This is a genomic window from Pseudomonas sp. IT-P258 (assembly GCF_949767825.1).
Lineage (GTDB): Bacteria > Pseudomonadota > Gammaproteobacteria > Pseudomonadales > Pseudomonadaceae > Aquipseudomonas > Aquipseudomonas monachiensis.
Map to the genome: position 1 here is coordinate 176,351 of NZ_CATKPU010000013.1, position 19,001 is coordinate 195,351.

The 19,001-nt window shown below is 57.1% G+C and carries 16 protein-coding genes; 6 read left to right on the top strand and 10 right to left on the bottom strand.

Annotation, left to right across the window (positions count from 1 at the left end):
- Positions 1 to 66: 66 nt before the first annotated feature.
- The 7 genes from ACM6G4_RS03310 to ACM6G4_RS03340 all read right to left on the bottom strand — a co-directional run bounded on the left by ACM6G4_RS03310 (position 67) and on the right by ACM6G4_RS03340 (position 9,022).
- On the bottom strand, positions 67 to 1,341 hold the full coding sequence (locus ACM6G4_RS03310; RefSeq protein ID WP_414913046.1) for a tyrosine/phenylalanine carboxypeptidase domain-containing protein: 1,275 nt from the start codon (positions 1,339 to 1,341) through the stop codon (positions 67 to 69).
- A gap of 87 nt (positions 1,342 to 1,428) precedes the next feature.
- A complete protein-coding gene (locus tag ACM6G4_RS03315) occupies positions 1,429 to 3,555 on the bottom strand; it encodes a TonB-dependent receptor family protein (protein ID WP_414913047.1) in 2,127 nt (708 codons plus the stop codon).
- Between the two features lie 108 nt (positions 3,556 to 3,663).
- Positions 3,664 to 4,404 (bottom strand): Mut7-C RNAse domain-containing protein, encoded by a 741-nt coding sequence (locus tag ACM6G4_RS03320; protein WP_056722940.1) that lies wholly within the window; start codon positions 4,402 to 4,404, stop codon positions 3,664 to 3,666.
- Positions 4,405 to 4,879: 475 nt separating this feature from the next.
- Entirely contained in the window at positions 4,880 to 5,620 is a 741-nt protein-coding gene (locus tag ACM6G4_RS03325; protein ID WP_056722938.1) for an NAD-dependent epimerase/dehydratase family protein, read from the bottom strand.
- A gap of 530 nt (positions 5,621 to 6,150) precedes the next feature.
- Complete coding sequence (locus ACM6G4_RS03330; protein WP_414913048.1) at positions 6,151 to 7,011, bottom strand: phytanoyl-CoA dioxygenase family protein; 861 nt, start codon at positions 7,009 to 7,011, stop codon at positions 6,151 to 6,153.
- A 10-nt stretch (positions 7,012 to 7,021) separates the two neighbouring features.
- The gene (locus ACM6G4_RS03335; protein ID WP_414913049.1) at positions 7,022 to 7,801 is read right to left on the bottom strand and encodes an ABC transporter substrate-binding protein; all 780 of its coding nucleotides are present in this window, start codon (positions 7,799 to 7,801) and stop codon (positions 7,022 to 7,024) included.
- A 45-nt stretch (positions 7,802 to 7,846) separates the two neighbouring features.
- Entirely contained in the window at positions 7,847 to 9,022 is a 1,176-nt protein-coding gene (locus tag ACM6G4_RS03340; RefSeq protein ID WP_414913050.1) for a M20 aminoacylase family protein, read from the bottom strand.
- A 235-nt stretch (positions 9,023 to 9,257) separates the two neighbouring features.
- Here ACM6G4_RS03340 and ACM6G4_RS03345 point away from each other — a divergent pair, with 235 nt between their 5' ends.
- The 3 genes from ACM6G4_RS03345 to ACM6G4_RS03355 all read left to right on the top strand — a co-directional run bounded on the left by ACM6G4_RS03345 (position 9,258) and on the right by ACM6G4_RS03355 (position 12,678).
- Positions 9,258 to 10,172 carry a LysR family transcriptional regulator gene (locus ACM6G4_RS03345; RefSeq protein WP_223541877.1) on the top strand — a complete coding sequence of 305 codons (915 nt, stop codon included), beginning with the start codon at positions 9,258 to 9,260 and terminating at the stop codon, positions 10,170 to 10,172.
- Positions 10,173 to 10,390: 218 nt separating this feature from the next.
- The gene (locus ACM6G4_RS03350; RefSeq protein WP_223542264.1) at positions 10,391 to 10,933 is read left to right on the top strand and encodes a DinB family protein; all 543 of its coding nucleotides are present in this window, start codon (positions 10,391 to 10,393) and stop codon (positions 10,931 to 10,933) included.
- A 290-nt stretch (positions 10,934 to 11,223) separates the two neighbouring features.
- A complete protein-coding gene (locus tag ACM6G4_RS03355; RefSeq protein WP_414913051.1) occupies positions 11,224 to 12,678 on the top strand; it encodes a TrkH family potassium uptake protein in 1,455 nt (484 codons plus the stop codon).
- Between the two features lie 66 nt (positions 12,679 to 12,744).
- Here the strand turns inward: ACM6G4_RS03355 and ACM6G4_RS03360 are convergent, their stop codons facing one another.
- Both ACM6G4_RS03360 and ACM6G4_RS03365 read right to left on the bottom strand, forming a co-directional pair.
- Positions 12,745 to 13,551 carry a lytic transglycosylase domain-containing protein gene (locus tag ACM6G4_RS03360; protein ID WP_056727392.1) on the bottom strand — a complete coding sequence of 269 codons (807 nt, stop codon included), beginning with the start codon at positions 13,549 to 13,551 and terminating at the stop codon, positions 12,745 to 12,747.
- Positions 13,552 to 14,028: 477 nt separating this feature from the next.
- Positions 14,029 to 14,979: a LysR family transcriptional regulator gene (locus tag ACM6G4_RS03365; RefSeq protein ID WP_414913052.1), complete on the bottom strand. Its 951-nt coding sequence runs from the start codon at positions 14,977 to 14,979 to the stop codon at positions 14,029 to 14,031.
- Between the two features lie 238 nt (positions 14,980 to 15,217).
- On the opposite strand from ACM6G4_RS03365, the gene ACM6G4_RS03370 reads away from it, so the two are divergent.
- The gene (locus ACM6G4_RS03370; RefSeq protein WP_223542269.1) at positions 15,218 to 15,643 is read left to right on the top strand and encodes an ester cyclase; all 426 of its coding nucleotides are present in this window, start codon (positions 15,218 to 15,220) and stop codon (positions 15,641 to 15,643) included.
- Positions 15,644 to 15,876: 233 nt separating this feature from the next.
- Here the strand turns inward: ACM6G4_RS03370 and ACM6G4_RS03375 are convergent, their stop codons facing one another.
- On the bottom strand, positions 15,877 to 16,554 hold the full coding sequence (locus tag ACM6G4_RS03375) for a DUF3313 domain-containing protein (RefSeq protein WP_414913053.1): 678 nt from the start codon (positions 16,552 to 16,554) through the stop codon (positions 15,877 to 15,879).
- Positions 16,555 to 16,886: 332 nt separating this feature from the next.
- Between ACM6G4_RS03375 and ACM6G4_RS03380 the strand changes: the two genes are divergently transcribed.
- Both ACM6G4_RS03380 and ACM6G4_RS03385 read left to right on the top strand, forming a co-directional pair.
- Positions 16,887 to 17,861: a quinone oxidoreductase family protein gene (locus tag ACM6G4_RS03380; protein WP_414913054.1), complete on the top strand. Its 975-nt coding sequence runs from the start codon at positions 16,887 to 16,889 to the stop codon at positions 17,859 to 17,861.
- Positions 17,858 to 18,784, top strand: a complete 927-nt coding sequence (locus ACM6G4_RS03385; protein ID WP_414913055.1) for a LysR family transcriptional regulator — start codon at positions 17,858 to 17,860, stop codon at positions 18,782 to 18,784. Before ACM6G4_RS03380 ends, ACM6G4_RS03385 begins: the two co-directional genes overlap by 4 nt.
- Positions 18,785 to 19,001 lie beyond the last annotated feature (217 nt).

Below are 19,001 nucleotides of genomic sequence, written 5' to 3' on the forward strand. Positions count from 1 at the left end.
GACACCGCTTCCTAATGGTAGCAGTTGATTTGGAGAGTCAAGGCTGCCTGTAAAATTGCGCGTCGATCACTGGGCGCTGGCATCGCTTTCGTGTTCTTCGGCGAATGCCATGAACACATCCAGGTCCAGCACATCCAGCTTGATCTGGGCGATGAACGCCGAGAAGGCCAGGTTGGCGGCCAGCAGGCGCAGGTCGGTGGCCCAGGCAGGAAGATAGACCGGCCCCTTGAGCCAGCCGGAATCGAACAGGGGCGCCAGGCGCACGGTGTCACCCAGGCTGAGGCGCCCGGCAAACAGATGCCCCACCAGTTCCGGCCGGTTATCGCGAATTGCGATACGCAGCAGGGTGTGGACACCGAGCAAGCCGGTCAGGTAAGCGGCATCCTTGGTGAACGCCGAACCACCCCGCAGGTCGGTGCCGCGCAATACCCTTTGGGTCGAGCGGAAGGATTCCTCTTCTGTCTGCCCGGCCGCCAGAAAACCTTCGAACACCTGGATGAAGTCGGCACCCTCCAGTGCCTGCTGGACGGCGAGCACGCGCAGGGCCAGGCGACGCAGGCGGTTGATGTCCATGCTGCCGGTGAACAGTTCGGCCAGGGTGGCAATGCCTTCCTGGGTCTGGGTGGTGCGGGGCGCTCCCAGGCCCAGGCTTGTGAGGTTGGGCTGGCGCGCGCCGTTCTGTGCCGTGGCGACATGCACGAAGGCTTCGTGTTGCAACAGCTGATGCTTGTCCAGTTCCGAGAACAGCGCGCTGGCCCGCAGGCGGATGCGGCTCGATCCGGCGATAGCCTTGGCGGCCAGGTTCGGATCGAGCACGACTGTGATCTGTCCGGCGCCGAAGAAGCGGTCAAGCTCCGGTTGAATCCAGGCGGCGAACGCCTTGGCCGGGATCTCGGCCGGGCAGGGTGGAATCCGCGCACCGCCCAGCAGGGCGTCGGTGGTCTTGAGGAAGAACCGGGCCGCATCGAGCATGCTCAGTTGCAGGCGTGTGTAATAGAAGTCCGGACGCCGGTACAGCGCTGACGAATATTGGGTAAAGGCGGGAGTGCCAATGGCCCCCAGCATGTGCCCGGCCGTGGCATAGCTACGGGCGGTCATGGCCAGGTAATTCCCGGCCGGATGCCCCACATCGCAATGGCCGATAAAAGTTTCCAGGGCGGCGATGTCGGCGCTGTGGTCGCGGGGCTGCAACTCGACCCTGGGTAACTCGGCCCGCCCGCCGCGCCATTTCGCCAGGAAGTCTTCCTCGACGCCGTCCGGCCAGGACAGGGCATCCAGCACGCGGATCTTGCGGGTCAGGCCGGGCAGGGCGGCATCGAGTTCGGACAGGGCGGCGCTCATGGATAGCTCCTTGAGAGACGAAGTGGCGTTACAAAAGCTTAGTCGTCGCGTGCGATTGCGTACGTTTGCGAAGACAGGCAAGCGGCCTCAGAGCAGGCTCCACGACACCCCGAGGTACATCGCCATGCCTTCGCCGGGGGTGGAGCGTGCCGCGTCCAGCCCTTTGTCGTCGTAGCCCGGCGTGACCGTGGCGGCATAGTGCTTGTCGGTCAGGTTGCGCAGGTCCAGCCAGGTCTGCCAGTCACCCTTGGGTGCGTTGTAGCCCAGCGTCGCGCCGAATAGGGCGTAGGGATCGGCGTAGTAGCTGTTGGCGTAATCGACTGCCACTTTGGACACCCATTGCGTGTTGACCGTGGCGAAAAAGCCTTGTGGCCAGTCGTAGCGCAGTTCGCCCTGGTAATAGTGCATCGGCAGGCCCGGCAGGCGGTTGTCGCCGAAGCGTTCATCGTCGCGGTAGTGGAAGTCACTGAAGGTATAGCTCTGGCGCAGGCTCAACTGGCCGCCATCGTCGGGCGACCAGAGGGGGCTCAGCAGGCTGGCTTCCACACCCTGGTGCACGGTGGGGCTGGCGTTGAGTTCGTAGGGCGTGGTGGCGTTGGCGTCCGGCAGCACCGAAAGAAGTTCGTGGCGCACCTGGGCGTAGTACCAGGCCAGGCTCCATTGCCCCAGCGTGCTGTCCCCGCGACCGCCGATTTCCAGGGTGGTGGCGGTCTGGTTTTGCAGCGTGACCGGTTGGCGCTGGGCGCCCGTGGCGACGCCGCTGCCTGCGGGGAATCGGATGTTCGAGCTATAGATCAGCGACCACGGGTGCGGTGCCTCGACCGAGCGGCTGAGATTGCCGAACAGTTGCAGGTCCGGTGCCAGTTGGTAGCGCAGGCCCAAGCGTGGGGCGTAGTCCCAGTCGTGCAGGCTGGTCTTGCCACCTTCCAGCGGGTAGGTGACATCGCTTTCACGGCGGGTGTAGATCGCGGCGAGGCCGGTGGTCAGCCACAGGTCGTCGGCGATCTCCAGGTCATTGCCGGCATGCAGGACCGTGTCCGAGCCCTGGTAGGTGAAGTTGCGGATCAGCGTGCCCGGTGCATAACCGGCGGTATTGCCGGTGGGGATGCGCACGAACTCGCTGGCACCGGCGTTGGGCAGGTGTTTGGTCATTCGCAGGCCCAGGGTGCTTTGGCTTTCCAGCCCCCAGAGCGTGTCGCGACGCTTGTAGTCGAACGTGCCGCTGACATCGGTGTACGCCACCTTCAGGCGGTTGGGGCCCTCGCGCAAGTCCATGGGGTAGTCGTGGTAGACAAGGCCGGTCTGGATACTCGAATCGTCATCGATGTACCAAGTGGTCTTGTTGCCGATAAAGGTGCTGCCCGGCTCGTCGCGGCGGTCATCCCGCGCCACGTAGGCCGGGTTGGCCGCCCGTGGGTCGTGTTCGATGGAGTGCTTGGTCACCCGTCCCGCGAGGTCGTTGTCGGTCTGGCGGTGGCGCAGGTAGAAGCGCGTTTGCAGGTTGGGGTTGAAGCGGTAACCGAAGTTGGCGATGACCCCCTGGCTCTCACTGGCCGTGTGGTCCTGGTAGCCGTCGGCGTTGGCGTCGGTCATGGCCACGTAGTAATCGAAGTCACCCAGCACCTGTCCGGAGCTGACCTGACGCTGCTGATAGCCGTGACTGCCCGTTGCGTAGCGTACCTGCAACTTCGGCGCGTCGTAGCCGGTATGGCTGACGTAATCGATGGCTCCGCCCAGGGCCAGGGCGCCCCGGTCGAACCCGTTGGCGCCGCGCAGCACTTCCACATGGTCGAGCCACAGCGGTTCCAGCAATTCATAGGGCGTGCCGCCGGGACCGGTCAGCGGCAGACCGTCGAGCAGGGTGTACAGCCCCGAGGCGTGGGCGCCCGGGGCACGGTTGATGCCCGACCCGCGGATGGAGATCTTCACCCCTTCGTTACCCGCCGACTGGGCATAGATCCCCGGCTGGTAAGCCAGCACATCCTGGTTGCTGGCCACGCGGCCCTGCAACGGACGGCGCATGTCGACCACGTTGGTGCCTCCGGGCACCTGGGCCAGCCGGGCCCTGGCGTCCTCGATTCCCAGGTCTTCATCGCTCTGGTCCTCGGCGCCAATCAGCACTTGGCCCAGCTCCAGGCCCTGCGCCTCGGTCATGGCCGGACAAACAAGGGCCAGGCCCAGCAGCGCAGCGGGCAAGGAATGAGGCGAGGGCATTGGGAAAACTCCAGACGTACGGGAACGGGCAATGAACAGTGCGACGCAAGAAGGTACGAAGGGAGCACATGGCAATTTTGTTATTTTATTTCCGCCAAGGGCTGGCGGTTATCGGTTCAGCAGCGGTGCCAGCAATGCACACATACCGCGCCAGTGCGAACCCTCCCAGTAAACCCGCTGGCAGGCGTCGCAGCGCAGGAAGTGCGAATAGAGGGCGCCGATGCGTGGCGGCACCTGCGTCCGGGCCAGTTCCAGGCTGATCTCGTGCAGCGGCAGGTTGCAATGAAGGCACAGGCTGAATGGCCGCGCACTACGCGCCAGGTCGAGGCGCTCGTACAATTCGCGCAACTGCAGCGAGGGTTTCAGGGCATGCACATAACAGCCGTGGCTGATGATTCGCCGCTTGAGCAGTTCGCGGTCGCGGGTCAGCACGATGCGTCCTTGTTGCGCAGCGATCTCGGCGATCTCGCCATCCTCGAAGCCATTGTCGTAGAGGGTGTCGAAGCCGCTCATGCGCAGCAGGCTGGCCAGCCCGCCAAGGTGCGCATCCGCGACGAAACGCAGCACCCTTAAAGGTTGCGCACGAATTTTCAGCAGGGGGCTGATGTCCAGCGCTTCGAACTTGGGATACACCGCCAGCCGGTCACTGTCGAGGATCACCCGCTCCAGGCCCACCGACTCGCCGTTGAGCAGCACCAGTTCGACCTCGGTGTGCGGCACCCCGAGCGCCTCGATCATGTGCTTGACCGTCGCCCCTTGCGCGCACTGGCAGGTGAAGGGTTGCCGCCGCCGTTCGGCCGGCAGGAAATCGTTGAGCTCATCAAAGAAGCGGAAAGTTGCACTGGTCATGTTGAACAGTATGGCAGGGCTGCGGGGTGAGCGAGGTTGGTCGGGACATCTTCTGAATCGCCCCTGGTTTTGTCTACGTTGAATGACCGTTTGCCGGATGGCCGCATTCGTCCCATGGCGCTCACGTCAGGGTGTCTAGGGACCCTGGACGTAAAACAGGTGGGCTAATAGTTATGGTGTGTCAAGATCAGCACGTGTTTTGCGAAAAGTCAGGTAGCGGGCGTCTTCCGCAGCGAAAATCTCTGGGCCAGCTCCCATGTATACGCGCATTAGCTCATCTGCTGCGCGGTCATCTTGACCATCATCGAGCAAAACCTGTCCAGGACGCAGGTGCAAAAAAGAATTTCCAATCCCGTCAGGGCTATCTGAATCGCACTTGATTTTGTAGCTTGATGGCCCGGGAGACTCCCTGTCGCAGAGTGGTCACTTTCGACCCGAAGCGGACAGTCGAAGAGACAGCTGATAATGAAGTAGTTCAGTCAGGTTGAGCGTGTCCTTCCAGAATCTCAAATCCATCATCAAGGGGGGCGTATCCCACAACTTTTCTGGTCTTCTCGATAGAAAGTCGCTTATATCTGTTATCTGAGACCCCGTGGATAACATGAAATCCGCTCAGCTCGGCCTCGACGCAATTTTTAAGTAGTGCAACAACATCCCTGACACTAATAAAAGCAGCTACATCCCTGTGACTGTGGTTTTCCCCTTGGTGAAATATAGCTACGTTTGCAATACGGACTGCGATTGTTGTCATTTGACCATCGTTTGCATACATCGAAGCCAGAGCTTCCCCGAACGCTTTGCTGACCCCGTATAGATTGCCTGGCTTAGGTGCCATACATTCATGTATCTGGACATCCTCTGGATAACCTTCGATAGCCTGAGCGCTGCTCGCAAATATAAAGCGCTCGCAGCCTTGAGCCTTTGCGGCGAATAGCATGTTGTAGGTGCCCACAATATTCACAGGGAGCAGGGAGGTCATGAAATCGGCGTCTGGGCGAGGGTCAGCAGCTAGATGAATCACTGTATGTATGCCTTCGCAAGCTTCAAGGCAACTGGCTTGAACGCTGATGTCGAGAGCGAAACGTTGTGCCGATTGCGGAAGTGTTGATACATCTATGTCGGCTAAACGCAAATCTGATTTATCGTAATACGCTTTCCAAAAAGCGCTGCCGATTCGGCCCGCAGCACCTGTGATTAAAATTTTTCGCGCGTTCATTTTCAGCATGTCCTTATGGTAAACGTCACTGTAGCTTCCCAGCGTCGTGGTCGGTTGACAACTTCCAATGAGAGTAACAAGTGTCAATACGTCTGCTTTTGGCAGAGTTCGGCCAGAAGCAGCCGCTCACGAGCGAACGTTTTCGACCGATTCTGTTGAAAAAGTCGGCTTCGGTTTCCATTGCAGGAAAGTGCGCGTCTGAGATTGAAATCTGTGTTTTGCGCAGAAGGTCCAAGATTCAGATTTGACGTAGCTGCGTGCAAAAAATGCGCTTTCACCGCTCGATGCATGGCTAGCCGGGGCGGGTCGACTGTTTTCAACAGAATCGACCCATTGCAGACGGTCAGAAGTGTCTTCCTTTGAAATGGTAGCGATCCAGGCATCCAAAACATATCGCAAGATGTCGAGATTGTAAGAGGAAACCACATACCTTGGTTAACCGGGCACATGACCCGGTTTTCCCGTTCCGTGAAACAACTGACCCGTACCCATCATCTGCTTTTTCTGAGCCATCCTGCATCGTCAATCTATCACTCGGACATTCTACTTTCTCGATGCCAGAGTGTCGGAAAAAGCTCGTGTTCCATAGGTTCACCTGATGCCAGAGCATCTTTAAGCCCAGGAAAGTCGGGTGAGGTGGCCCAAGGTCTCGGCGCATGCCGCACATCATCGCCTATGACCCTCACTGAAAACGCGCGACGACGGTTATGCCCGCCCACGCCAGCAGAGGCATGCAAGGTCAACATGTTGAAACACACCATGTCCCCTGGCGACAACGTCCATCCCAGAATGGGAAAGTCCTCGCGATGGCTTTCAATATCCGGTAGCTCGCCCAGTGTTCCCTCGGAAAACCATTTGGCCTGGCTGTCCATGAAGGACCGGGGCATCAACCAGGGGCCTTTGTGTGAGCCGGCGATGAATTCGAGGGTCGATTCCCTGGGCACGGGGTCAACAGGAATCCAGAAACTCACGGTGTCCGAACCCGTGATGTTGTAGTAAGGCTGGTCCTGGTGCCAAGGTGTGCGTTGGCGCGTATTGGGCTCTTTCACCAGCAAGTGATCATGGTGCAGGCGCACCTGTAGGCTGTTCAGCAGGGTGGCCGCGATGGGGGCGATGGCGGAGTTGAAGATGAAGTCGCGATAGTATGCATTCTCTTGCCAGTTACAAAAGTCCTCGAAGAACCATCCCGGATCCGTAGGGCTGCTCGCCACTTTTGCGCGAGGGCTGGGATGGGCAAGGTTGCGCTCGATGCCTAGCGTCAGTTCGCTGATTTGCTGCGCAGTAAACGCATTACGGATGCACACCGCACCATCAGTTTGAAAGGCACGTACAGTCTCGTCGCTGACGGGGATGGCATAACGAGATTCACCGCGTTGTGTCATTTCGTTCATGGGGATTGCCTCAATCGCCGTAAATATCGAAGTTGAAGTACTGCTTCGCGATCTGGTCGTATTGGCCTGATTGGCGAATTCTGGCAATGGCCGTGTTCAACTGCTCTCTGAGATCAGGCTCGTTTTTTCGGACACCGATAGCGACGCCATCGCCAATGATGCTTTTGTCGGTGATGGGCTCACCGGCGAAGGCAAAGCCCTGGCCCTGAGGCTTTTGCAGTAATCCGATGTCGGCTTGTACCGAGGCCTGGAACGATGCATCCAGGCGTCCGTTGATGAGGTCTGAAAACACCTGGTCCTGGGTTTGGTAGGAAAGGATACTGATGCCTTGGCGGCCCCATTGCGACTTGGCATAACTTTCGTGCAGCGAGCCTTGAACCACCCCGACCGACTTGCCCTTCAATGATTCTGCCGTCGGCAGCAATCCGGAGTCTTTTCTGGCAACGAGAGAAGACGGCGCGGTGTAGATCTTATGGCTGAAATCGACCTGCTGGCGACGTGGCTCGGTGGCGCTGAATGCAGACAGGATGGCGTCAAATTTTTTCGCCTTCAACGCCGGGATCATGCTGTCGAAGGGCTGCTCGACCCAAACACACTTGACCCGCAACTCGGCACAAAGGGCATTGCCCAGATCGATATCGAAACCACTCAATGAGCCATCTGGCTGCTTTTGCTCGAAAGGCGGGTAGCTAGGGTCGACGCCGAACTTGATTACCGGTTCTGCCTGAGATAACGGGGTGATGATCAGCCCGAACAGCAGGGTGATGTATTGAAGTTTGCGTAGTTGCATGATGACCTCGTTTTTATTGGTTTTCTCGTTCTGACAGGTCTTTGCTCAAGCGTTGAGTGGCAAGAAGGCCTCAGTCAACTTGACCCAATAGCCAGCGCCCCGAATCAGGATGTCGTCATTGAAGTCGTAGCGAGGGTCGTGAGCCATGCAGCTCTTTTCACCGTCGCCATTGCCGATGATCAGATAGCTGCCAGGGCATTGCTGCAGGAAGTAGGCGAAATCCTCGCTGCCATTGAAGGGCACGATGTCGTTCATCACCTCGTCCTCACCGAGCCAGTCGATGGCCACCTGACTGGCAAACCGGGTCATTTCTTCGTCATTTACCAGCAGAGGGTAATCGGCACTGTAGTCGATGTCGGCGGTCGCGCCGAATGCCTGCGCCTGGGCGTGAATGAGGTGTTTTATCTGGCTCTCCAGGCGGTCCCGGACGGCGTTGTTCAGTGAGCGGACGGAAATCAGCATGTGCGCGCTGTCCGGGATCACGTTGGACGCCTTGCCTGCGTTAATGGACCCGACTGTGATAACGCTCATTTCCTGAGGTGAAATGTTACGCGAGACGATTGTCTGCAAAGCCATGATGATGCTTGCGCAGACCACCACGGGGTCGACGCTCAGATGCGGCATCGCGCCATGACCGCCTTTTCCGTGAATCGTGACATTGACCTGATCGGCAGAGGCCATGAAGGGGCCGGCCCGGAACCCGAGTTTTCCGACTGGGTAGCCAGGCATGTTGTGTGCAGCGAACACTGCATCGCAGGGGAACTGTTGCAACACGCCTTCCTGAATCATTCGTCGGGCGCCGGCCAGACCTTCTTCGGCCGGCTGGAAAATCAGGCGGATGGTGCCATCGAACGGATGGCCATGGGCGAGGGCGTAGGCGGCGGCGAGGAGCATGACCGTATGCCCGTCATGGCCACACGCGTGCATCTTGCCCGGTATCCGGCTGGCATAGGGCAGCCCGGTCTTTTCCAGAATAGGCAGTGCGTCCATGTCAGCCCGTATGCCGATCACACGCGAACCGGTGCCTTTTTTCAGCGTGGCGATGACCGCGGTTTCGGCGAAGCCGCGCGTCACGTCATAACCCCACTTGATCAAACGTTCGGCTACCAGCTCACTCGTCTCGACCTCCTGATACCCGAGTTCAGGGTTGGCATGGATCTGGTGGCGCAGTTCGCGCATTTCCTGCTCAATCTCTTTTAACAGCGTGATGGATTGTGTCATTGGCAGTGTTTTTCCTTGGTGATCAAGAGGAGAAACCAATCTGTCGCAAGGGCCACAATCGACGATGGCTTACGGCATCATGCGTTTCATCAAAGTGCCTGGGCTTTTTCTGGTACGGTCTTTTGCTGAGGTTCGAAGCTCAGTTGGTGTTGGTCCGAGAGTAGTGGGCCAAGGCAGCAGCTGACAGGCAATCGAAAGTTAACAAGGCAACCCTGGGTTAACACCGGCGGACACTATGAAGTTCTATCAACTCAATGCACTCGTGGCGGTAGCCGACGCGGGCAGTATCCGCGGCGCTGCAAAAAGACTCGACACTTCGCCGGCAGCGGTCACCAAGGCCATCCAGAAGCTGGAGGCAGACACCGCCACACAATTGCTGATCCGCAATACCTCAGGGATTGTGTTTACCGAGCTCGGCAAGAAGCTGTTGATTCAGGCACGTCTGCTGGTGGCACAGATGGTCTGTGCCCGTCAGGTATTGCCTGATTGCAAGGGGGAACTGGTGGGGTGCTTGTCGGTCGCCGTGACACCCTGGTTGGCGATGACGCTCATGCCAAAAGCCGTCGTGCGTTTTCGCCAGCTGTTTCCAAAGGTACAACTTGAATTGCATGAGGGGCTTTCATCAGTCGCGTGTCCGTTGCTGCGGGATGCGAGCGTCGATCTGTTTATCGGACGGCTTGATACCCGGTCTTCCAGCACCGACCTGACCTATCTGCCGCTGTTCACGGCCGATTGTGCGGTGGTCGCCCGTCACCAACACCCGCTGTCGAACAGCAGGACCATGGAGGACCTGGCGTCGGCTGACTGGATACTGGCCTCGCAACAAGATGGAACGATTTCGACGCAGGGGCATGTGCATTTCGCCCATTCGCTCTCGATCATCTTGAGCTTGCTGCGTGAAACCGACATGTTAAGCATCTTTCCCTGGCCGCTGGTGGAGATATGTGCTCAGCGCGAAGGCTTGTGCACCTTGCCTCTGCGCGAGCCGGTCGGCAGTGCCTCGGTGGGCGCCATCAGCCGAAGCGGGCAGCCCCTGCGGCCGGCGGCCGAGCGGTTTCTGGAGTGTCTGATCGAAACCATTCACCTGGAGATGGGGCATACGCAATCTCCTTATCGGCGCATGTTGCAGACCGTCGATTTGTTGGTCTGAGAGCTGTTATTGAAACTGAGTGGAACGTTACTGGTTTCATGGTTATACGTCACTGCCTGCTCCTGGCCGTTCTCTGCCAGTGGTGACCGGCAGAAAACGACCCAAAGCAGCCGGTCACGTGTCTACGAAATCAGGCGCGATTCAAAAAGCCTTGCTCTAGAATGGCCCCCAGATGAGCGTGGAACGCTTGTCTAGTATTCACTCAAAGGATGAACACGATGGGCCGCACCAACCATATCTGCCTGATGGCGATCTATAACGATTGGATGAACGTAAAGGTTTATGAGGCGGCCAGAAGTCTGACAGATGAAGAGCTGTCCGTGGATAGGAAAGCATTCTTTGGTTCTATTCTCGGGACGTTGAACCACCTGGTGGCCGGGGACACTATCTGGCTAAAGCGATTTGCCAAGCACCCGGCGAATCACTTGGCTCTGGAGCCGATTCGACAGCTCCCTGCCGCCCAAAGCCTCGACCAGTTACTGCTCTCAAATATCCGAGAACTTTCGACGCATCGCGTTTGGCTCGATCAGGTAATTGTCGAGTGGTCTCGCTCGATTACAGAGTCGGATTTAGATTACACCCTCAATTACACGAGCATGAAAGGAACCCCCGCTGACAAGAGTTTTTATGGCTTGGTCACGCATTTCTTCAACCATCAGACTCATCACCGAGGCCAAGTTACTACTTTGCTGTCACAAGGTGGTGTCGACGTAGGCGATACTGATCTGGTCCTCCTCATTCCTTCCGAGTCCCGCACATAATCTAAAAACCAGCACTAGACCGGGACTTTCATGTCATACCGGGCCGGTAAACCAGCGTGGCCATCTGAAATGACTACTGTGCCCTGAACGGACGCTAGGGGTGATCGGCTCAGTCGTCAGCGAGTGCTTCTGGCCGGTTTCTGCCTGTCCTGACCGGCAGAACTCGACCCGATATAGCCCGTTCACGCACGCAGCCTATGGGGTTGCCCGTAGAAGCTTTACGCAAAATTTACGGGGGCTTCAGGTTGGGTATCTAATACTGCGCGGTGTTAATTTGGAACGCTATTGTCATGTCCCTCGCAGCAATTCGGCTTATCGGCTTCATCCTGGGCATTTTTCTGATCACGCTGGCCATAAGCATGGCTATTCCCATGATCACACTGGTGGCCTATGAGCGTAGCGACGATCTGTCGGCCTTTCTCTGGTCGAGTTTGATTACCTTCGTCTGTGGCCTCCTGTTGATCGTGCGGGGACGCCCGGATACTGGCCAACTTCGTCCCAGGGACATGTACTTGCTGACTACCGGAAGCTGGGTTGTCGTGTGCACCTTCGCAGCGTTACCAATGGTGTTCATTAGCCAAATCAGCTACACCGACGCATTCTTCGAAACGATGTCTGGCATCACAACCACTGGTTCGACGGTACTCACCGGTCTGGATACCTCATCTCCCGGCTTGTTGATATGGCGCTCCATGCTGCATTGGTTGGGCGGCATCGGTTTTATCGGCATGGCTGTGGCGATCCTTCCACTGTTGCGAGTAGGCGGCATGCGTCTGTTCCAGACAGAGTCCTCCGATTGGTCGGAGAAAGTGACACCGCGTTCCCATGTGGCAGCCAAGTACATTCTTTTGCTCTATCTGGGGCTTACCGGGTTTGGAGCTCTGGCGCTCTGGCTCGCTGGAATGACACCATTTGAAGCGGTCAACCATGCAATGTCGTTAATCTCTACCGGAGGGTTCTCAACTTCGGACGCTTCCCTTGGGCATTGGACGCAACCAGCGATTCACTGGGTGGCGGTAGTCATCATGATTCTGGGCAGCCTGCCGTTCACCTTGTACGTCGCGACATTGCGGGGCAATCGGCGTGCGCTGATCAAGGACCACCAGGTCCGCGGATTCATTGGATTCTTGCTCGTCACATCGCTGGCCGTGGGTACCTGGTTATGTTTTCACAGCGATTACGGATGGTGGGATGCGTTTCGTATCGTGGCGGTCAATGTGACCTCGGTCGTCACGACCACCGGAATTGCGGTTGGCGACTACACCTTGTGGGGCAGCTTCGCTGTCTTGCTGTTTTTCTATCTGACCTTCGTCGGTGGCTGTTCCGGCTCAACGGCAGGCGGTCTTAAAATCTTCCGTTTTCAGGTGGCTGGCGCTCTACTGGTCAGCAGCTTGAAGCAGTTGATCCATCCTCGAGCCGTGATTCAGAAAAAATACAACGGCCATCCCATCGATGAGGAGATCGTGCGCTCGCTTTTGACCTTCTCGTTTTTCTTCACCATCACGATTGCCGCCATCGCTTTGGGCCTGGCTCTCATTGGGCTTGATTGGACAACCGCGTTGAGCGGTGCCGCTACGGCGGTGTGTAACGTCGGACCGGGTCTTGGCACAATCATTGGGCCGGCCGGTAATTTCTCATCATTACCGGATGCCGCCAAATGGCTGCTCACGGTTGGAATGCTTCTAGGAAGGTTGGAAATCCTGACTGTGTTGGTACTCGTAACTCCAGTTTTCTGGAGATATTGACCCAGCTAGTCGAGGGCTGAGACTACAAGCTACATGCGGGACGAAAATCAGCTTGTCGATACTTACCTAGCGATGGTTGCGATAGCGTTCGGTCAAGGATTGCACGAGGGTGACGTAGGATTGCGTCTCGGCGTAGGGAGGCACCCCGTTGTACTCGACCACGGACGCTTCGCCGGCGTTGTAACCTGCCAAAGCCAGCACCTGGTTGCCGTTGAAGCGCTTGAGCAGCCAGGCCAGGTAGCGCACGCCGCCACGAATGTTCTGTCGTGCGTCGAACGGATCGTCCACGGCGAAGCGCTGGGCGGTGGCGGGCATCAACTGCATCAGCCCCTGGGCGCCGGCTTCGGAAATGGCGTTGGGGCGAAACGCCGATTCGGCATGTATCACTGCGCGGACCAGCGCCCTGTCGACACCATAATGACCCGAAGCGGCTTCGATCTCCCGCCGATAGGAAAGGGTGTCCAGGCGCAGTGAGGCGACCTTGAAATCCTTCGGCGCCATGCACAGATAGCAGCCCTTGATGTAATAGAGCTCAAGGACATCGACCCGTGCGGAGATACCGACGGGGCGCCGGCTCACATATTGACGAGTACCCTTGTGGATGAAGGTGAACACCCGAATCCGCACCGCGCCTGAGTCGTCGTCCCGCACAACCCGTGGCAGGGCCATTGCCTTGGCGCCGACACCGGCGCCCGCCATGCCATTGAGGCGAGTGCAACGGGCGCTGGCGATGGCTTGGCTGGTGTAGCTGATGGCGCCGTCCCTGGCTTGGCACTTGAACATGGCGCTGGCGCACAGAGGAGCGACCAGCAAGGCCAGCTCGATGCAGCCAAGAAGGCTCTTGCGAGCCCATCGCCATGTTCTGGATCTCATCACATCGCTCCGCGCCGCAGGCGCCGATCGGGCCTGGGGCACCTGGCCCGGGCGCTACCTTCGGAGGGCCCATTCTGCGTGACCCGCCTTTTGTTCTGATAGTTATACCCCTTGTAACCGGCTTTGGAACTTGCGTTGACGTATGGGGTGGCGGCGTTCCCAGGCGAGGCGCAGGCCCGAAGGTCTTCGCCACGCCGTCCGCATCGGTCAGGCGCAGGCTGCCTTCGAGGATGTGGCACATCTGGTCGTAGTCGCACTGGCACCTCGGTCTACGCACTGACCGAAAAACCGCTGCTTCCTGCGAAGACCCAGCGGTTCATCGAGTTCATACGCGACCATCTCGACAGTGCTTAATGCCTGACGACTGGATAGGGGGCATCCCGACGCAAACGAATGTTTCCTTCTGGCCGATTGCTGCCTGTTCTCAAGGCTGCCCGTCAATTCGATGGGCTATTGCAACGATTAGAACTCCTTCTCTCACGGAAGGTATCCGCCCATTTTTTGGGTGTTGTGCATAATCTCTCTTAGTGAGTCCAATAAAGCGGAAGCGGCAGGTGACAATGTAGCGTCTGCTAGTCGGGAAACACCAATTTGTTCCAGAATTAGAGGTTCAAAAGCCGGGAGGCGGATTAGTTCCTTACTGTGTGCTGGGTCAGAAATAACTGATTGTGGTAATATCCCAAGAAAATCGGTCTGCTTTAATAACCAAAGTATATTAAAGAATGATGCGGTTTCTATCGTTGCATGTGGTGGATTGATGTCATTTCGATGAAAGATATTATCGAACTGCTTCCGTAAAGTAGTTTCTATTGGGGGCAGTATCCATGCTTCGCGCGCGAGCTCTTCCAGTTTAACCTCTGTTTGCTGGGCAAGAGGGTGGTCACGGCGCGCAACGATGACCGCGTTTTCGCTAATAAGTGCCTCCTGAGCGACAACGACGCTTGAGCTGACATCGGAAAGTCTCCCAATCAAGAAGTCCAATTCGCCCGAGATGAGCCGAGGTATTAGTTCTCCGCTTACACCATCGATGATTTTGATGCGGATGCTTGGTCGGCTTGCCCAGAGTCGTGCGATGGCTGCTGGCACAAGATAACTTGACCCTGTTAACACGCTTCCTATAGCAACACGCCCGGCATGCCCTTTTCCAAGCGCGTCGATTGCTTGGGATACATGATCCAGTTGGGCAAGGATCATCCGGCTGCGCTGTACAAAGTCCCGACCAAGCTCCGTAGGCGTAACCCCCCTACGATTTCGGGTGTAGAGCTGAGCCCCTACAGCCTCTTCCAGATCCTGTAGTAGCTTGCTCGCTGTAGGCTGTGAGAGGTTCAGCGAGCGTGAGGCGTGCAAAACACTGCCATATTCAAACAATGCAATCGCCAGGCGGAAATGCCTGACTGTTGCCCATTTTTCCAACCGTTCCAGACTCATGTGGTATTCCAATATTCGATATCAGGTCTAATATATTCTAGATTTACGAATACCATAACCCCTCCTAGAATGTACCTGGCGCGCTGGGTCGTTCCAGTTAATCACTCGTGAAGTGTGCAAAAGGTCTTATTCGAATTGATGTAACGCTTCTGGTATACGGCTCCTTTTGAGCGGGGCGGCCTTTTATAAAGCTTTGGGATGTATTGCTTGTTATCAATCTGAGAGGAGTAAGTGTCGTATGGGTGTCAAAAATCTAGATACGGTGAAGAACTACTTTAAATACTGCGTGGATGGTAAGGATGTTGAGCGGGTTTCCGAGTATTTCGATGTCAATGTGGTTGTGCATCGACCGGACTGCGATGCTCCGATAGGTGGTTTGGAAAACTTTAAGCGAGCCTTGAGCGAAAATGTTCTCGAACGATATAAGACAATTGAAACTACGTTCAGCAAGGAAGTTGTCACGGATGACGTTGTTGTAGTCGCGTTGACGCACTGTGCTACTGGCTCGAATACATGGCACGGCTTTAACGTAGAAGGCAAGAGCTTGACTTGGACCGCTCTGACGTATTTTCGGTTTAACAAAGAGGGGAAAGTGATCGAGGAGATCGTTGAGCGGAACGAACTGTTTATGGCAAAGCAACTCGGAATCATCAGTTACGAGTGACTTAGTTAAATTCCAAGGGGGGAATAATCCACCGTGGTGAAATTATACTCCCCACGGTGGTCAGAGGCCGCTGTTGGCCGATTGTTGCCTGTCATCAACGTCAACTGCCGGCCCAAAGCGGCCAGTGTGTCGTCGTGTTCGCGGGCAAGTCGGATCGCCGCCTTAACATATACAGGGGCGCGCATCGGCTGGCAGGGCGCAAGGGGAGAAAGAAGCTGAAAGTTTATTCGCGGTCAGCTGTGGATGAACGTCCAGAGATCGGTATTCAGTTTTTCGATAGCGTCTTTAAAGTCCTTGGTGGTGATTTTCTGACTTTCGTTCTCTAACGGGTTGCCGAATACCTTACGCACCACTTTGGCCATTGTTTGATTGGTTCTTGCGTCAATGAACTCGGCTTCAATGAATAGATTAGTGTCTTGATCCCGGTGACCGGTAGCTGCCTGTGTCGCTCCGACAACGGCCGCAATCGGCATCACTTCATACCACTTCATGCCTTCGTTCGAGGCGCTGACGCCAGTGATTGCCGCACGAAGAATCAGGGGGCGTGACCTGGCTGGTGCGGCGGCGGCGTTAGACACCCTCTGGTATTTCTGGCCCAGTACGATTTTGGCCTTCCTGGACATGAAGTCCTGCAAGTCGGCCAGCGTTTGTTGATTGACCTGTTCGTTGGGTTTGGGCGAGGGATAAAACTCCAGCGTTCTGAACGCGATGGTGTCATACGCATTCGGGTTCCACGACGGGCTCACCCAGCGCATTGCCTTCCCACCCGTGGCGGTGGTCACTTCTTGCAGGTTGTTGTAGTTGGACAGGAAGCCCGAATATTGCTCGCGTTCAGTGACTTGGGAGGTGCAACCGCTGAGCAGCAGGTATGTCAGTGCGACGCCAACAAACAGTTTACGGTCCAGGGTCATGGTGGGTTCACTCCACGATTTAGTCGTGCTCAGTCAACTGAAAAATAGAAACGCCAAGTCATGTTTCCCTTCATGGCATGAATGAAGCGTTGTCGAACCGACCGGAGAATTGATTACCGTTGTGAACTGGATCTGCTGCGCCGACATGTCGCAGAACCAGACCCAGCCCGACTGGCGTTGATGTCCCCAGAGCATAGCCCGCTATCGGTGGTTACATTGCTGCAATCAGTGCATTAATGTCCTGCAATTTTCCAGTCTTGTTCATCAGCAGATCAGTTCTCACACTGAGCCCACTCATTTGATTACGGCTTCTGACTGATGGAGAAATGACCATGGTATCTGCGATCCGGTTTAACCAGTTCGGCAACCCTGAAGTACTGAACCTGGAGGCACTGAGCGAACAATCACCAGGCCAGGGCGAGGTATGGCTTGAGCAAGAGGCTGTGGGTGTCAACTTTCTCGACGTTACCCAGCGCAAGGGAGCGGTGCCCATTCCCTTGCCGTCCGGGCTGGGGCTGGAAGGCGCGGGGCGTGTTGCCGCTGTGGGCGCGGGTGTCAGCAACGTACGAACAGGGGATCGCGTGGCTTATGCCACCGGTCCGATCGGCTCCTACGCTTCGGCCCGGCTTTATCCGGCGGAGCGGCTGGTCAAAATTCCGGATTCGCTGTCATTTGAAGATGCCGCAGCCGTCATGTTCAAGGGCATCACTGCGCAGTACCTGTTGAAAGCCACCTATCCCGTAGGGCCCGGCACCACCATTGTGCTCTACGGTGTGGCGGGAGGGCTGGGGGAAATCATGGTGCCGTGGGCCAAGCACTTGGGTGCCACCGTGATTGGCGTGGTTTCAAAGCAGGCCAGTGTCGAGAAAGCCCTGGCGTCGGGGTGCAATGAAGTCCTGGTGTTCGATGCTGCCAGCCTGGCCTCCCAGGTCGCTCGAATCACCGACGGTAAAATGGTCGACGTCGTCTATGACCCGATAGGGCGTGTTTCTTTCCAGGCATCCCTGGATTGCTTGCGACCACGGGGGCTGATGGTGTCGTTTGGCGCTTCATCAGGTGCGCCGTCAGCCGTGGAGTTGTCGACACTCAATGCCAAAGGCTCGCTGTTCCTCACACGTCCTTCGTTGGCAGCCCATACCGCGAGTGCCTCCGAGTACCAGGAACGAGCGCAGGATGTGTTGGCGGCCATCGGTGCGGGTATTATCAAACCTTCGGTCCGGGCAAGCTACTCTCTGGCGGACGCAGCATTGGCGCATGCCGACCTGGAGTCGGGGCGTTCATCGGGGGCGATCATTCTAAAACCATGAATCTTGATGTTCTGAACAATCAGCACAGTGATGAAATCGCTGCGTTTCTGGCCGTGGCCTCGCAAGGCTCATTTGTCGGGGCTGGCCGGCTATTGCAGCGACACCCAACCGTCGTCTCGAAACGCCTCGCCGCAATGGAAAAGCGCCTTGGCGTTCGGCTCGTGGAGCGCTCCACCCGCCAGGTTCGAATTACTGAAACAGGTGCCAGGCTGGAGCAGCGCCTTCGCTCAGCCATCGAATTGCTGAATGAAGCGCAGCAGCAGGCGTCCGAGTGCGCCAGCGAAATCCGCGGTACTTTGCGCCTTGCATTGCCGGCAGCCATGGGCAGGCGTTGGCTTGGCCCGATGCTGCCGGAGTTTCTCGAGGCTCATCCGCATGTCTCGATCCTCGCAGACTACAGCGAGCGTCTGGTCGACATCATCGATGAAGGTTTTGATGCGGCGATCCGAATCGGAGAGTTGGAAGACAGCCGGTTGATCGCCAGGAAACTGAGTGACCATCGCCGGATACTCTGTGCCTCGCCTGCTTACATCAGGCAACACGGCATGCCCGAAACGCCACAGGACCTGATCCGGCACAACTGCCTTCGCTTCAGCGGCCTGGCGTCTTTTCCCCAGTGGAGACTCCATCGCGGCAATGAGTTGCAGACGGTTTCTCCCAAAGGAAACCTGACGGCCAATGACAGCGATTCATTACTGGCAGCGGCCCGCGCCGATGCCGGAATATTGGGGGCAGGTGACTGGTTGATGAGTCGCGATATTGCTGCCGGGAGGCTGTTGCAGGTCCTTCCGGACTGGCAATTGGATTCCGCCGGTGGGGTCTATCTGGTCAGGCCATCGGCCAGGTTTCCGGGCGCGGTGGTTGTCGCGTTCAAACAATGGATCGAGTCAAAGTTTTCCCCTGCGCCCCCATGGGCCATTTGACCGCTTGACCTTCGGTTTCCACCTGGCCGACGCATGGCTGCCGGCCATGTGTGTTTATAAAATCAGGTGGTGACTCATTTTTTCCATTGGGTCAAAACCAATACAAGGTAGCTGCGGACCACAACCAGCCGAAGCAGAGGGTGATGGCAAAGTAGATCGCCACCATCATCAGAGGCTGATTCCACATGACACACCTCCCATAGTCGCTTCATTTACA